Origin of the sequence: Pseudomonas putida (assembly GCF_028682455.1) — a bacterium.
Taxonomy (GTDB): Bacteria; Pseudomonadota; Gammaproteobacteria; order Pseudomonadales; family Pseudomonadaceae; genus Aquipseudomonas; species Aquipseudomonas putida_AA.
Window position 1 is genome coordinate 1,066,164 of the sequence record NZ_JANHLD010000002.1, and the last position, 12,311, is coordinate 1,078,474.

The following is a 12,311-nucleotide window of genomic DNA, read 5'->3' on the forward strand; positions in this document are numbered from 1 at the left end:
GAGTGTCACGTGACAGTCACAGCTTCAATTCACTATGCGTTTTCCCGCAAAACCATTGATGGAAGCTATGGATGTCCACCACAAAGTTGCGCACCTTCCTTGCCGTCGCCCGCCAGGGCAGCTTCAGCGCCGGCGCCCGCGCCCTGGGCTTGAGCCAGCCGACCGTGACCACCCAGATCCAGGCCCTGGAGCGTGACTACAACGTCGAGTTGTTCCACCGCCGGGGGCGGCGCATCGAGCTGACCGTGGTCGGTCGCCAGTTGCTGCCCATCGCCCAGCAACTGGGCATGCTGGAGCTCGAGGCGTTCAACCTGCTGCGCGACTCCGGCAAGCTCAACCGGGGCCAACTGAAGATCGGCGCGGTCGGGCCCTTTCATGTCATCGAGATGGTCGATGCCTACCGCCACCAGTACCCGCAGATCGACCTGTCGATCAAGGTCGGCAACTCGGCCACGGTGCTGGCAGAGCTGGAGCACTATGTGACGGACGTGGGGGTGCTGGCGGGCCTGCATGAAGACCCGGCCTTCAGCGCGCAGTTGTATGCCCGCCACCCGGTGGTGCTGTTTGCCAATGTCGACCACCCTCTGGCGCGCTTCGATGAAATCCCCTTGCAGGCTCTGCAAGGCCAACCCCTGCTGCACCGCGAAAGCGGCTCCACCACGCGCCTGGCCCTGGAAAGAGCCCTGGTAGAGCATGAGGTGACGCCGCGGGTGGTGATGGAAATCGGCAGCCGCGAAGCCCTGCGCGAGGCGGTGATCCGCGGGATCGGCGTAGGTGCGGTGTCGGAGGCGGAGTTCATCGCCGATGCCCGGATCAAGACCATCCGCTTGCAGGGCGACCCGGTGCATACCGAAACCTACCTGTACTGCCTGGCCGAGCGGCGCAACAGCCAGGTGATCTCGTCGTTTCTCGATCTGGTGAGCCCGCGGGAAGACTGCGCATGAGATTGCTGCACCGGGATCCATTTCGTGCGTCCCGGCGCTGATTCAGTCGCCCTCGTAGGCGCGCTCAAGTTCGGCGAGGTCCATCTTTTTCATCTGCAGCATCGCCGCCATGACCCGCCCTGCCTTGCCCGGGTCTTCGTCCTCGATCATCTCGAACAAGCGCACCGGTACCACCTGCCAGCTCAGGCCATAACGGTCCTTGAGCCAGCCACAGACCTGCGCCTGCGGGTCGCCGTCGGCGCCGAGGGTGTTCCAGTAATGGTCGATTTCTGCCTGGCTCTGGCAATTGATCTGCAGCGAGATGGCTTCGTTGAAGGTGAAGTGCGGGCCGCCGTTGAGGGCGCTGAACTGCTGGCCGTCGAGTTCGAAGGAAATGGCCATGACAGAGCCCGCCGGGCGGCCGTGGATTTCGCTGCCGACATCGCTGTAATAGCTGGTGCTGAGGATTCTGGAAGAGCCGCCGAAGGTCTGGATATAGAACCGCACGGCCTGCTCGGCCTGGTGGTCGAACCACAGGCATGGGGTGATGGTCTGGATGCGTTGCATGCGTGGCCTCCTGATTGAACGGAAACGCGGGGCAAGCCCGCTCCTACCGGTAGGAGCGGGCTTGCCCCGCGAAGGGCCACCCAGGCAAAAGAAGGCCCTTAGTAGTAAGCGTTCTCTTTCTGACTGTGGTCAGTCACATCGCGCACGCCCTTGAGCTCGGGAATACGTTCGAGCAAGGTCCGCTCGATACCTTCCTTCAAGGTGACGTCGGCCTGGCCGCAGCCCTGGCAGCCGCCGCCGAACTGCAGCACGGCGATGCCGTCCTCGACCACTTCGATCAGGCTGACCTGGCCGCCGTGGCTGGCCAGACCGGGGTTGATCTCGGTTTGCAGGTAATAGTTGATGCGCTCGTTGATCGGGCTGTCTTCGTTGACCATCGGCACCTTGGCGTTCGGCGCCTTGATGGTCAGTTGGCCACCCATGCGATCGGTGGCGTAGTCGACCACGGCGTCCTCAAGGAACGGCACGCTGACCGCGTCCAGGTAGGCAGTGAAGCTGGCCAGGCCCACGGCGGTGTCTTCCGGCTTTTCTTCGCCCGGCTTGCAGTAGGCAATGCAAGTCTCGGCGTAGGTGGTACCTGGTTGGGTGATAAAGATGCGAATGCCAATACCCGGGGTGTTCTGCTTGGACAGCAGATCGGCCAGGTAATCATGCGCGGCGTCGGTAATAGTTATGGCGCTCATGGAAGTTCCTCACAGACTTGCCGGCAGTTTACGCCAACCTTGGCGCCGAACAAAGTCCTAGTAATTTTGTCGGGAAAGCGTTACAGGCACCGGCGCCCCCAGAGGTGGGGCGAACCAGTCGCTCAAGCGCCGGTACAGGCGCTTTTCCAGCAGCAGGTAACTGCCCCAGGACAATCCGGCGATCAAGGGCACACACAGGGCAAACACCGTGTACGGGCTCAACCCCAGGCGCTGGCTGGCGAACCAGCCTCCGTACAGCACCAGCACATGCACCAGGTACACCGAATAGGAGCTGTCACCCAGCGCCTTGAGCAAGCGGTTGCCCTTGAAGTACGGCTCCAGCGACACACAGGCCAGCACGATCAAGGCGCTGGGCAGGCCCCAGTGCAGAAGGCGGCGCGAGGCATCGAGAAAGTGTATCGCCACCGCCGCCGTCGCCAGCATCGCCAGGGGCCGCCACAGTCCTTGAGCGATCCAGCCACGCCGGTACAGCACGCCGATGCCGATGCCCAGGAGAAACTCGTAGACGATGTTGTTGCGATAGAAATGATTGAGCAGTCCGGCCCGGGTCAACACCTCGCTGACCAGCAGCAAGGCGGCGGCCACCAACAGTACCCGGTGTTGCTGGCGCACCAGGAACACCAGCGAGAACAGCAGGTAGAAGAACATTTCGTAGTTCAGGGTCCAGCCGACGTTGAGTGTGGGGTACTGGCCATAACCGCCGGGGTTCTCTGCCGGAATGAACAGCAGCGACAACACGAAGTGCTCGAGGTCGATGGCCTGGTGCGGCATCCACTGGCGCGCGGTGAGCAATAACAGGCCCATCAGCGCGGTGTAGAACCAGTAGGCCGGTACTATGCGCAGCGCCCGGTTGAGCAGGAAGCGCTGCGGGGCGATGGCCTTGTCGCGGGTCGAGAGGTAAATCACCATGCCGCTGATGACAAAGAAGATGTCCACTCCCACGGCGCCTCGATCGGTGAGGAACTGGCCAATGGGACCACTGGCATGGAAGTCGAAGAAGATCTGCATGAAGTGGTGACACACCACCACCCAGGCGGCGAGCGCCCTCAAGGCTTGAAGCGAAAACAGCATCCGGACACCTGCTTGTGAATCCCACCCAAGCCCCGGCCGGAACCGGAGCCGCTTGCAAGGTGGGACCGCAGGAGGCCGGGAAAGGTCAACCGACCTTCCCGGCGGTGATGCTCAGAGGTTCTCGTAGCGGTTCATGTCGAGCACGCCCGCTTCCACCGGATCGGTCTCCTGGATGTAGCTGCTCAGGTCATGGAAGTACTGCCAGAACTGCGGATGGCTGCGGCGTACGCCCCAGCGCATGACAATACGCTCGAACTTCGCGGTGTCGTCGCGCGCCGCTTCCATGTCTTCGACAAACTCCGGCACATCGCTGGCCGGGATGTTGAACATGAAGTTCGGGTAGCTGCTGAGCACGCCCGGATACAGGGTCAGGGTGTCCAGGCCCGGTTGATAGCGGTAGGCCTCGCCCAGCATGAACGCCACGTTGCTGTGGGCCCGGTTGCGCATCAGGCTGTAGACCTGGCGCTGGCCGCCCTGCCCCTCGATGCGCAGCATCGTCGCCTCGGGCATCTGGCCGATCACCTTCAGGCCCGCGGCAGGGCGCGATACCAGGCGGCTCAGGGCCTGCTCGACGCCACGAAACTCCTGGCTCATTTCCGGGCGAGAGCAATAGGCGCCCATGCAGCGGTTGATCGGGTCGGGCGCGGCATTGAGGCTGCCGGTGCGCTGGATCAACTTCAGGCCGAAGTCGCGCTTGGGATCATTGGCAGCCAGCTGCAAGGCCGTCGGGGTGTCGGTGTCGATGTCCTCGTAGTCCAGCCACATCTTCACCTTGCCGCTGTTCTGGTACCAGTCGCTGAGAATCGCCCCACGCTGCGCGGCCGGCATCAGGCGCAGGAAGTTGACCTCGGCGCCATTGCGGATCAGGTCGAAGTACAAGCGCGTCTGCGCCTGGTGCGAGACGTTGCCGTACACGTCGAAGTTGACCGCCAGCTGGTAGTAGGTACGTTCGAACAGCGGGTAGTCGAACAACCAGAGGGTTTTGGGCACATCGCCGATCAGGCCCTTGGTCACCGAGGCGCTGTCGAAGTGACGGAAGATGGTCAGCAGCGCATTGTCGTTGCCGGCCCACAGGGTCGACCAGCTCGGCGGCGGCATGTCGGCATAGGTGTCGCGGCGCAGGCTTTCATACTCGTTGCGCTTGTCGCGGTAGGCATGCCAGAGGCTGATGATGCTGCCCACATCGTCGATCTGGCCGGGCATCGCCAGCAGCGGCGTGGCCTGGCCACGGTACTCGGCATCGGTCACGTAGCGGTCGTGGGCCGGCTCCTGGAACAATGCCCAGAACTGGTCGCGGATCACATCGGTGGCGATCTGGCCGCGGCACACCGGGCCACGGATGAAGGTGCGCACGAAGTACTCGGCGTTATCGAGCATGAACTGGTAGCGGGCCACGGCCGGAATCGCTTCGAAGGTTTCGAAGGGGTTGGCGCGGTGGCGCGGGCCATAGCCCGGCAGTGCGTTGGCGTGCCAGTCGCCGCTGTAGAACAGCTGCTTGACGCGCTTGAGCTTCTGCGGGCCCATTGGGTAGGTGATGTGGGTCTTATGCACGATCACGCCCTGCACCGGCATCAAGCGGTAATAGAAGTCGGTGCCGGGAGGATCGTTGGGCCGGCGCGTGGCGATCAGGTCGATCGGCTGGCCGCTCGGTGTGCGTGAGCGCACCCACTGGAAGAAGTGCCCGCGCTCGCCGCCCACAAAGTGGATGTGGGCCAGGAACAAATGCTCGTAGAGCCAGCGGCCGACCAAAGCCTCGGTGGACCCCGGACGGTTGAGCAGCGCTTCCCAGTCGGCGATCTGCGCGGCCTCGCTGGCGCTTGGCTGAATCGGCGCGTGTTCCACCGGGGCGCCGGCGGCAAGCCAGCGTTGCAGGGTCTGGTATTCGGCATCGGTCAGGCCGGTGACCGCCAGCGGCATGCCCTCCTTGGGGTGGGCGCCGGCGTAGGCGTCGAACTCGCCCGGCTGTGGGCACATGTTGTTGCGGTTCAGGCCCAGGACGATTTCTTCAGGCAGCTTGGCGTTGGGCGTCAGCGGCGTCTTGTGGCCCAGCTCGAGCATCCGCGCCATCAGCGCGGCCTGGCTGCCCTGGTTGTCGAGTACCGAATAAAAGCCCTTGCGCTGCCAGGCGTCCGTACCCTGGGCGTCGTAGAACAATCGCGTGGGGGCGACGGCCGTGCTTCGGTCGCCCTGGTACACGGGTACCTTCGAGGCCCCGCGCGAGGCGCCTTCGGCACTGCCCAGGTTGAGCTGGCAGGCTGCGTCGTTGCAGGCGTGGCAGGCTACGCATTTCTCGGTGAAGATCGGTTGGATGTCCCGGGTATATGAAATAGCCGGGCTCGATTGAGGGGCTTGCCCTAGCGCCACGCCACTGATGAACAGGGCGAAAGCGCCGGCAAGTAAACGATGCACCATGTGCCGAATGTCCTGGGTATTGAAAGCTTCACGATTCTACCGGTGCTGGCGGCGTGCCAACATGAATGAAATTCATGTAAACCTTCGACACGTCTAAAAACCGCGCAGCTTTGTTATTATTCCGCAACTTTTGTTTTCGCCCGACCAGGTAGTCCTATGTCTGACCGCAGCGCTCGTTTCCAAGCACTTCAGCAAGCACTCAAAGAGCGCATTCTGATTCTCGATGGCGGCATGGGTACTATGATCCAAAGCTACCGCCTCGAGGAACACGACTATCGTGGCACGCGCTTCGCCGATTGGCCAAGCGATGTCAAAGGCAACAACGACCTGTTGCTGCTCTCGCGCCCGGATGTCATCGCCGCCATCGAAAAGGCCTACCTTGACGCTGGCGCCGATATTCTGGAAACCAACACCTTCAACGCCACGCAGATTTCCCAGGCCGACTACGGCATGGAGTCGCTGGTGTACGAGCTGAACGTCGAAGGCGCACGCATCGCCCGCCAGGTGGCCGATGCCAAGACCCTCGAGACCCCGGACAAGCCCCGTTTCGTTGCCGGCGTCCTCGGGCCGACCAGCCGCACCTGCTCCATTTCCCCGGACGTCAACGACCCAGGCTTTCGCAACGTCACCTTCGATTTGTTGGTAGAAAACTACATCGAGGCCACCCGCGGCCTGATCGAGGGCGGCGCCGACCTGATCCTGATCGAGACCATCTTCGACACCCTCAACGCCAAGGCTGCGATCTTCGCCGTGCAGCAGGTGTTCGAGGAGGACGGCCTTGAACTGCCGATCATGATTTCCGGCACCATCACCGATGCCTCGGGCCGTACCCTGTCCGGCCAGACCACCGAAGCGTTCTGGAACTCGGTGCGCCACGCCAACCCGATCTCGGTGGGCCTGAACTGTGCCCTCGGTGCCAAGGACCTGCGCCCGTACCTGGAAGAACTGTCGACCAAGGCCGGCACCCATGTTTCCGCCCACCCCAACGCCGGCCTGCCGAACGCCTTCGGCGAGTACGACGAAACCCCGGCCGAGATGGCCGAGGTGGTCGAAGAGTTCGCCGCCAGCGGCTTTCTCAACATCATCGGCGGTTGCTGCGGTACTACCCCCGGGCATATCCAGGCCATCGCCGAGGCGGTCGCCAAGTACCCGCCCCGCGCGATCCCGGACATCCCCAAGGCGTGCCGGCTGTCGGGCCTGGAGCCCTTCACCATCGATCGCAGCTCGTTGTTCGTCAACGTCGGCGAACGTACCAACATCACCGGTTCCGCCAAGTTCGCGCGCCTGATCCGCGAAGAGAACTACACCGAAGCCCTGGAAGTGGCCCTGCAGCAGGTCGAGGCCGGCGCCCAGGTGATCGACATCAACATGGACGAAGGGATGCTCGATTCCCAGGCGGCCATGGTCAAGTTCCTCAACCTGATCGCCGGCGAGCCCGACATCTCCCGCGTGCCGATCATGATCGACTCCTCCAAGTGGGAAGTGATCGAGGCCGGCCTCAAGTGCATCCAGGGCAAGGGCATCGTCAACTCGATCTCGATGAAGGAAGGCGTCGAGGCTTTCAAGCATCACGCCAAGCTGTGCAAGCGCTACGGCGCCGCCGTGGTGGTGATGGCCTTCGACGAGGTCGGCCAGGCCGACACCGCTGCGCGCAAGCGCGAGATCTGCCAGCGCAGCTACGACATCCTGGTCAATGAGGTGGGCTTCCCGCCCGAAGACATCATCTTCGACCCGAACATCTTTGCCGTGGCCACCGGCATCGAAGAGCACAACAACTATGCCGTGGACTTCATCGAGGCCTGCGCCTACATCCGCGACCACCTGCCCTACGCGCTGACCTCGGGCGGGGTATCCAACGTGTCGTTCTCGTTCCGGGGCAACAACCCGGTGCGCGAGGCGATTCACTCGGTATTCCTCTATCACGCGATCCAGAACGGCCTGACCATGGGTATCGTCAACGCCGGCCAGCTGGAGATCTACGACGAGATCCCGCCGGCCTTGCGCGAGAAGGTCGAGGACGTGGTGCTCAACCGCACCCCGGCAGGCACCGACGCCCTGTTGGCGATTGCCGACGACTACAAGGGCGGCGGCGCGGTCAAGGAAGTCGAAAACGAAGAATGGCGTTCGCTGCCGGTCGACAAGCGCCTGGAGCATGCACTGGTCAAGGGCATCACCGCCTTTATCGTCGAAGACACCGAGGAGTGCCGCCAGCAGTGCGCCCGGCCGATCGAGGTGATCGAGGGGCCGCTGATGAGCGGGATGAACGTGGTCGGCGACTTGTTCGGTGCCGGCAAGATGTTCCTGCCCCAGGTGGTGAAATCCGCCCGGGTGATGAAGCAGGCCGTTGCCCACCTGATCCCCTTCATCGAAGCCGAGAAAGGCGACAAGCCGGAGGCCAAGGGCAAGATCCTCATGGCCACGGTCAAGGGCGACGTCCACGACATCGGCAAGAACATCGTCGGCGTGGTGCTGGGCTGTAACGGCTACGACATCGTCGACCTGGGCGTGATGGTGCCGGCCGAGAAGATCCTGCAGACCGCTCGCGAGCAAAAGTGCGACATTATCGGCCTGTCCGGCCTGATCACCCCGTCACTGGACGAGATGGTCCATGTTGCCCGCGAAATGCAGCGCCAGGACTTCCACCTGCCGCTGATGATCGGTGGCGCCACCACCTCCAAGGCGCATACCGCGGTGAAGATCGAACCCAAGTACAGCAACGACGCGGTGGTCTACGTGACCGACGCCTCGCGCGCGGTCGGCGTGGCCACGCAGTTGCTGTCCAAGGAACTCAAGCCGGGCTTTGTCGAGAAGACTCGCCTGGACTACATCGAAGTGCGCGAACGCACCGCCAACCGCAGTGCCCGCACCGAGCGCCTGAGCTACGAGCAGTCGATTGCCGCCAAGCCCAAGTACGACTGGACGGGCTACCAGCCGGCGGTGCCGAGCTTCACCGGCGTCAAAGTGCTGGAAAACATCGACCTGAAGGTGTTGGCCGAATACATCGACTGGACGCCGTTCTTCATCTCCTGGGACCTGGCTGGCAAGTACCCGCGCATCCTCACCGACGAAGTGGTCGGCGAAGCGGCGACGGCCCTGTTCAAGGACGCCCAGGAGATGCTCGCCAAGCTGATCGACGAGAAACTGATCAGCGCCCGCGCGGTGTTCGGGTTCTGGCCGGCCAACCAGGTCAACCATGACGACATCGAAGTCTATGGCGCCGATGGCCAACCACTGGCCCAGCTTCATCACCTGCGCCAGCAGACCATCAAGCCGGACAACAAGCCCAACTTCTCCCTGGCCGACTTCGTCGCGCCGAAGGAAACCGGCATCACCGACTACGTGGGTGGCTTCATCACCACCGCCGGCATCGGTGCCGAGGAAGTGGCCAAGGCCTACCAGGACAAGGGCGACGACTACAACTCGATCATGGTCAAGGCGCTGGCCGACCGCCTGGCCGAGGCCTGCGCCGAGTGGCTGCACGAGCAGGTGCGCAAAGAGTATTGGGGTTATGCCAAGGACGAACACCTGGACAACGAGGCGCTGATCAAGGAGCAGTACTCGGGCATCCGCCCTGCCCCGGGCTATCCGGCCTGCCCTGACCACACCGAGAAAGAGACCCTGTTCCGCCTGCTCGATGGCACCGCCATCGGCGAGACCGGCCCAAGCGGCGTGTTCTTGACCGAGCACTTCGCCATGTTCCCGGCGGCGGCGGTCAGTGGCTGGTACTTCGCTCACCCGCAGGCGCAATACTTTGCCGTGGGCAAGGTCGACAAGGACCAGGTGCAGAGCTACACCGCCCGTAAAGGCCAGGAGTTGAGCGTGAGTGAGCGGTGGCTGGCACCTAACCTGGGGTACGAAAACTGAGATCGCGGGGCAAGCCCTCTCCCACCGGCCAAGGTAGGAGCGGGCTTGCCCCGCGATGCGGTAAGGCCCTAGACGTACTTTTCTACCAATGCATACAGGATCGCGGCCGTTTCGCGGTCCAGCATGCCGTCGTGACGCGACGGACGAAAATGCATCTGGAACGCCCTGAGCAACTGTCGTAACCCCGCATCGGTCGACGCTGTCCCCGTGTCATAGCCGTATTGGGCCAACATGGCCACGACCTGGCGGGTCGTCGGCAAGCCTCCCTCGAATGCTGCCCAATGGCGGGACTTCGTAGCCTCGTCATACCAGGCACCCACCCCAGCCTTATAGAGCGTTTCCCACGGAAACAGCGGACCCGGATCGCTTTTGCGACCCGGGGACACGTCGGAATGGCCGACGACCTGGGTCGGAACGATATCGGGGTAGCGCTGGAGAATGTTCAAGGCAAGCGAAACGAGGGCGTCGATCTGTTCTGGCAGGTAAGGTTCGAATACGATGCCGTCGCGGCTGTCACGGGCCTGGTTGACCAGCTCGATGCCGATCGAGGTGTCGTTCAGGTTGCTGCGTCCCGCCCAGGCGCTGCGCCCGGCATGCCAGGCGCGCTCCTGTTCGTCGACCAGATTGAAAATGCGCACCCCCTCGAACCCTGCGCCGGCGTAGGTGCTGTCGTGGGGATCCGGGACCAGGTAATGAGCGCTGACCCCGCCGTTGCCGGCAAGCGCTGCGACTGAGCTTGCAAAATTGGCGGCCGTGTAATGGATGACCAGGGTGCGGACCCGCCGGCCAAATCCCTTGACGGCGCGGTAGCTGGTGTAGTCGATCGTGTGCATGACAAGCTCCATTCGATGAGGAGGTACGACTCAGCGCAGGGGCAATCCCTGCCGGCCGGTCAGTAGACCGCTCCCTCACACCCTGGATAAGCCTGCTTGTTCGATGACCCACGCGTGATATTTCGACGGCTTGCGTACGAGCTTCACCCCCTACAATCTCTGGCAAAGCGTATACACTTTGAGCAACACCGCCTTTCCGGAGCCCCTCATGGACGAACCCACCCAAGGCAAGCCCCCCACCTTCTGGCAGATGCTGCAAAGCATCCTGGCAGCGGCGTTCGGCGTGCAGACCGGCAAGAACCGCGCCCGCGACTTCAACCACGGCAAAGCCAGCCACTTCATTGCGCTGGGTACCGTGTTCACCTTGATTTTCATTCTGGTATTGGTGGGGCTGGTACAGCTGGCCATGCACCTGACCGCCCGCTGAAATGCAATCCGCCCGCAGATATCCATTCTGCGGGCGGTTCATGGTTACCCATCGCGTGATGTCACTGGTGGCTGACCCAGTACACGGCGGTCACGACTACCAGGATGATCAGACAGAGTATCGCCCAGGCATCGACACTGCTGTCACTCTTACCCGCTTTGGTCGAGTTTCCCATTGCATCGCCTCTTGTAGTGGTTATGGGAATGCATGTCACCCGTTGCAGTTAAGTCCAGCAATGCCCTTTGCTCAAGCAAGGGCTTTTTAATAATTGACCGGCGCCGACAGGAACGGATAGCGGTAGGTCGTCGAATGCCCCTCGGCGCTGAAGCGGTTGAAGTCCAGGCCGTAGTCGGCCTGGTCGTGCAGGTCGAGCCAGCGCCGCGCCCGCTGCGGATCGATCAGTTGCAGCACCGGTATCTGGTGGTCACGATGCCCATCTCGATCAATCGGCAAATGCAGCGCATCGTCGTGCAGCAACACCATCGCCCAGCCACCCAGCGAGAAGTGCCCTCCCATCAGCACGCTCAAGCGGCCATCGATACGCGCCTGCAAGGCTTGCGGGGAGCTGTTGACCGCACTGAACAGCGCATCCTTGCCTGGCACGCGCCCAGCTTCGACGAATGCCTGCATCGCACCAAAGGCCATCTCGTCGTTGGCCGACCAGACCAGCTCGACCTTCGGATAGCGCTCCAACAGTTGCTGCGCCTGCTCGTAGGCCCGCTCCTTGCCCCAACCGCCATACACCACCTGGCGCAACCGCACCTGCGGATGCTCGGCCAGGGCCCGGCGCATGCCCTTTTCGCGCAGCTGCGCAGCTGGGGTGGTCTTGATCCCGGAAAAAGCCAGCAGCTCGATCGGTCGGGTGATGCCGGGCCGGGCACGCAGTGCTATCAGCTGCGTGAGCATCTGGTAACCGGCCTGCTCGTCGTTGCCGACCAGGGTGCCGAGCACCGGTGGGTACTTGTCTGGCTGGCTTTGGATCAATGCCGCCTGGTCCGGGGTCAGGCCGTTGTTGACCAGGAACAGCTTGACCCCGCTGTTGCGCGACAGGCGGATGATTTCCGGCGCGATGTACTGTTCGTTGACCAGCACCAGGTAGTCAGGACGGTGAGGGCCTTCAAGTACCTGGCGCGCCTGGGTCAGTGCCAGCTCCGGCTGGCGCTCGCTGTACTGGATGCTCAACTCCATGCCCAGGTCGCTGGCAGCGGCCTGCATGAAGCGTGAATAACTGACCCAGAACGTTTCGTTGGAATAGCCCGGATTGAGAAATACCACCGACGCGCCCTGGGCACTGGCTACCAACGGCAGACTCAGGCACAGACTTCGGCACAAGGCCTTGAGCATGCGGATTCGCTCCTGCCATTCAAACCGTCAATTATAAACACCAGCGGGCCCCGAACGGCCAAATGCCAGTCAGTCTCACTTAGTCCAAATGGTTCTTTTCATATGCAAAAACATCACTTTTGCGCATAAACGCAAACTGCTATCTTTCGTCCGCTCCGCTTGGGAG

At 62.7% G+C, this 12,311-nt stretch carries 9 protein-coding genes; 3 read left to right on the forward strand and 6 right to left on the reverse strand.

The genetic code is table 11. The features are described 5' to 3' along the window. Nucleotides 1–71 precede the first annotated feature (71 nt). On the forward strand, nucleotides 72–944 hold the full coding sequence (locus NPS58_RS15390; protein WP_274116213.1) for a LysR substrate-binding domain-containing protein: 873 nt from the start codon (nucleotides 72–74) through the stop codon (nucleotides 942–944). Between the two features lie 42 nt (nucleotides 945–986). Here the strand turns inward: NPS58_RS15390 and NPS58_RS15395 are convergent, their stop codons facing one another. The 4 genes from NPS58_RS15395 to NPS58_RS15410 all read right to left on the reverse strand — a co-directional run bounded on the left by NPS58_RS15395 (nucleotide 987) and on the right by NPS58_RS15410 (nucleotide 5,677). Beyond that, a complete protein-coding gene (locus NPS58_RS15395; RefSeq protein WP_274116214.1) occupies nucleotides 987–1,490 on the reverse strand; it encodes a VOC family protein in 504 nt (167 codons plus the stop codon). Between the two features lie 98 nt (nucleotides 1,491–1,588). After that, nucleotides 1,589–2,173, reverse strand: a complete 585-nt coding sequence (nfuA, locus tag NPS58_RS15400) for a Fe-S biogenesis protein NfuA (protein ID WP_028941949.1) — start codon at nucleotides 2,171–2,173, stop codon at nucleotides 1,589–1,591. 57 nt (nucleotides 2,174–2,230) lie between these two features. Beyond that, nucleotides 2,231–3,265 (reverse strand): acyltransferase family protein, encoded by a 1,035-nt coding sequence (locus tag NPS58_RS15405; RefSeq protein ID WP_274116215.1) that lies wholly within the window; start codon nucleotides 3,263–3,265, stop codon nucleotides 2,231–2,233. A 111-nt stretch (nucleotides 3,266–3,376) separates the two neighbouring features. Further along, nucleotides 3,377–5,677 carry a fatty acid cis/trans isomerase gene (locus NPS58_RS15410; protein WP_274116216.1) on the reverse strand — a complete coding sequence of 767 codons (2,301 nt, stop codon included), beginning with the start codon at nucleotides 5,675–5,677 and terminating at the stop codon, nucleotides 3,377–3,379. 156 nt (nucleotides 5,678–5,833) lie between these two features. Here NPS58_RS15410 and metH point away from each other — a divergent pair, with 156 nt between their 5' ends. Further along, nucleotides 5,834–9,541 carry a methionine synthase gene (gene metH, locus NPS58_RS15415; protein WP_274116217.1) on the forward strand — a complete coding sequence of 1,236 codons (3,708 nt, stop codon included), beginning with the start codon at nucleotides 5,834–5,836 and terminating at the stop codon, nucleotides 9,539–9,541. Nucleotides 9,542–9,609: 68 nt separating this feature from the next. On the opposite strand, the gene NPS58_RS15420 is transcribed toward metH, so the two are convergent. Continuing rightward, nucleotides 9,610–10,374 (reverse strand): N-acetylmuramoyl-L-alanine amidase, encoded by a 765-nt coding sequence (locus NPS58_RS15420; protein WP_274116218.1) that lies wholly within the window; start codon nucleotides 10,372–10,374, stop codon nucleotides 9,610–9,612. A gap of 208 nt (nucleotides 10,375–10,582) precedes the next feature. Here NPS58_RS15420 and NPS58_RS15425 point away from each other — a divergent pair, with 208 nt between their 5' ends. Next, nucleotides 10,583–10,801 (forward strand): DUF2970 domain-containing protein, encoded by a 219-nt coding sequence (locus NPS58_RS15425; RefSeq protein WP_274116219.1) that lies wholly within the window; start codon nucleotides 10,583–10,585, stop codon nucleotides 10,799–10,801. 261 nt (nucleotides 10,802–11,062) lie between these two features. On the opposite strand, the gene NPS58_RS15430 is transcribed toward NPS58_RS15425, so the two are convergent. After that, nucleotides 11,063–12,145: an ABC transporter substrate-binding protein gene (locus NPS58_RS15430; protein ID WP_274116220.1), complete on the reverse strand. Its 1,083-nt coding sequence runs from the start codon at nucleotides 12,143–12,145 to the stop codon at nucleotides 11,063–11,065. Nucleotides 12,146–12,311: the final 166 nt, after the last annotated feature.

Bases quoted from the DNA above. Each gene is read 5' to 3' on its own strand.
- NPS58_RS15390 (WP_274116213.1), top strand. From the start codon at position 72: ATGTCCACCACAAAGTTGCGCACCTTCCTTGCCGTCGCCCGCCAGGGC.
- NPS58_RS15395 (WP_274116214.1), bottom strand. From the start codon at position 1,490: ATGCAACGCATCCAGACCATCACCCCATGCCTGTGGTTCGACCACCAG.
- nfuA (WP_028941949.1), bottom strand. From the start codon at position 2,173: ATGAGCGCCATAACTATTACCGACGCCGCGCATGATTACCTGGCCGAT.
- NPS58_RS15405 (WP_274116215.1), bottom strand. From the start codon at position 3,265: ATGCTGTTTTCGCTTCAAGCCTTGAGGGCGCTCGCCGCCTGGGTGGTG.
- NPS58_RS15410 (WP_274116216.1), bottom strand. From the start codon at position 5,677: ATGGTGCATCGTTTACTTGCCGGCGCTTTCGCCCTGTTCATCAGTGGC.
- metH (WP_274116217.1), top strand. From the start codon at position 5,834: ATGTCTGACCGCAGCGCTCGTTTCCAAGCACTTCAGCAAGCACTCAAA.
- NPS58_RS15420 (WP_274116218.1), bottom strand. From the start codon at position 10,374: ATGCACACGATCGACTACACCAGCTACCGCGCCGTCAAGGGATTTGGC.
- NPS58_RS15425 (WP_274116219.1), top strand. From the start codon at position 10,583: ATGGACGAACCCACCCAAGGCAAGCCCCCCACCTTCTGGCAGATGCTG.
- NPS58_RS15430 (WP_274116220.1), bottom strand. From the start codon at position 12,145: ATGCTCAAGGCCTTGTGCCGAAGTCTGTGCCTGAGTCTGCCGTTGGTA.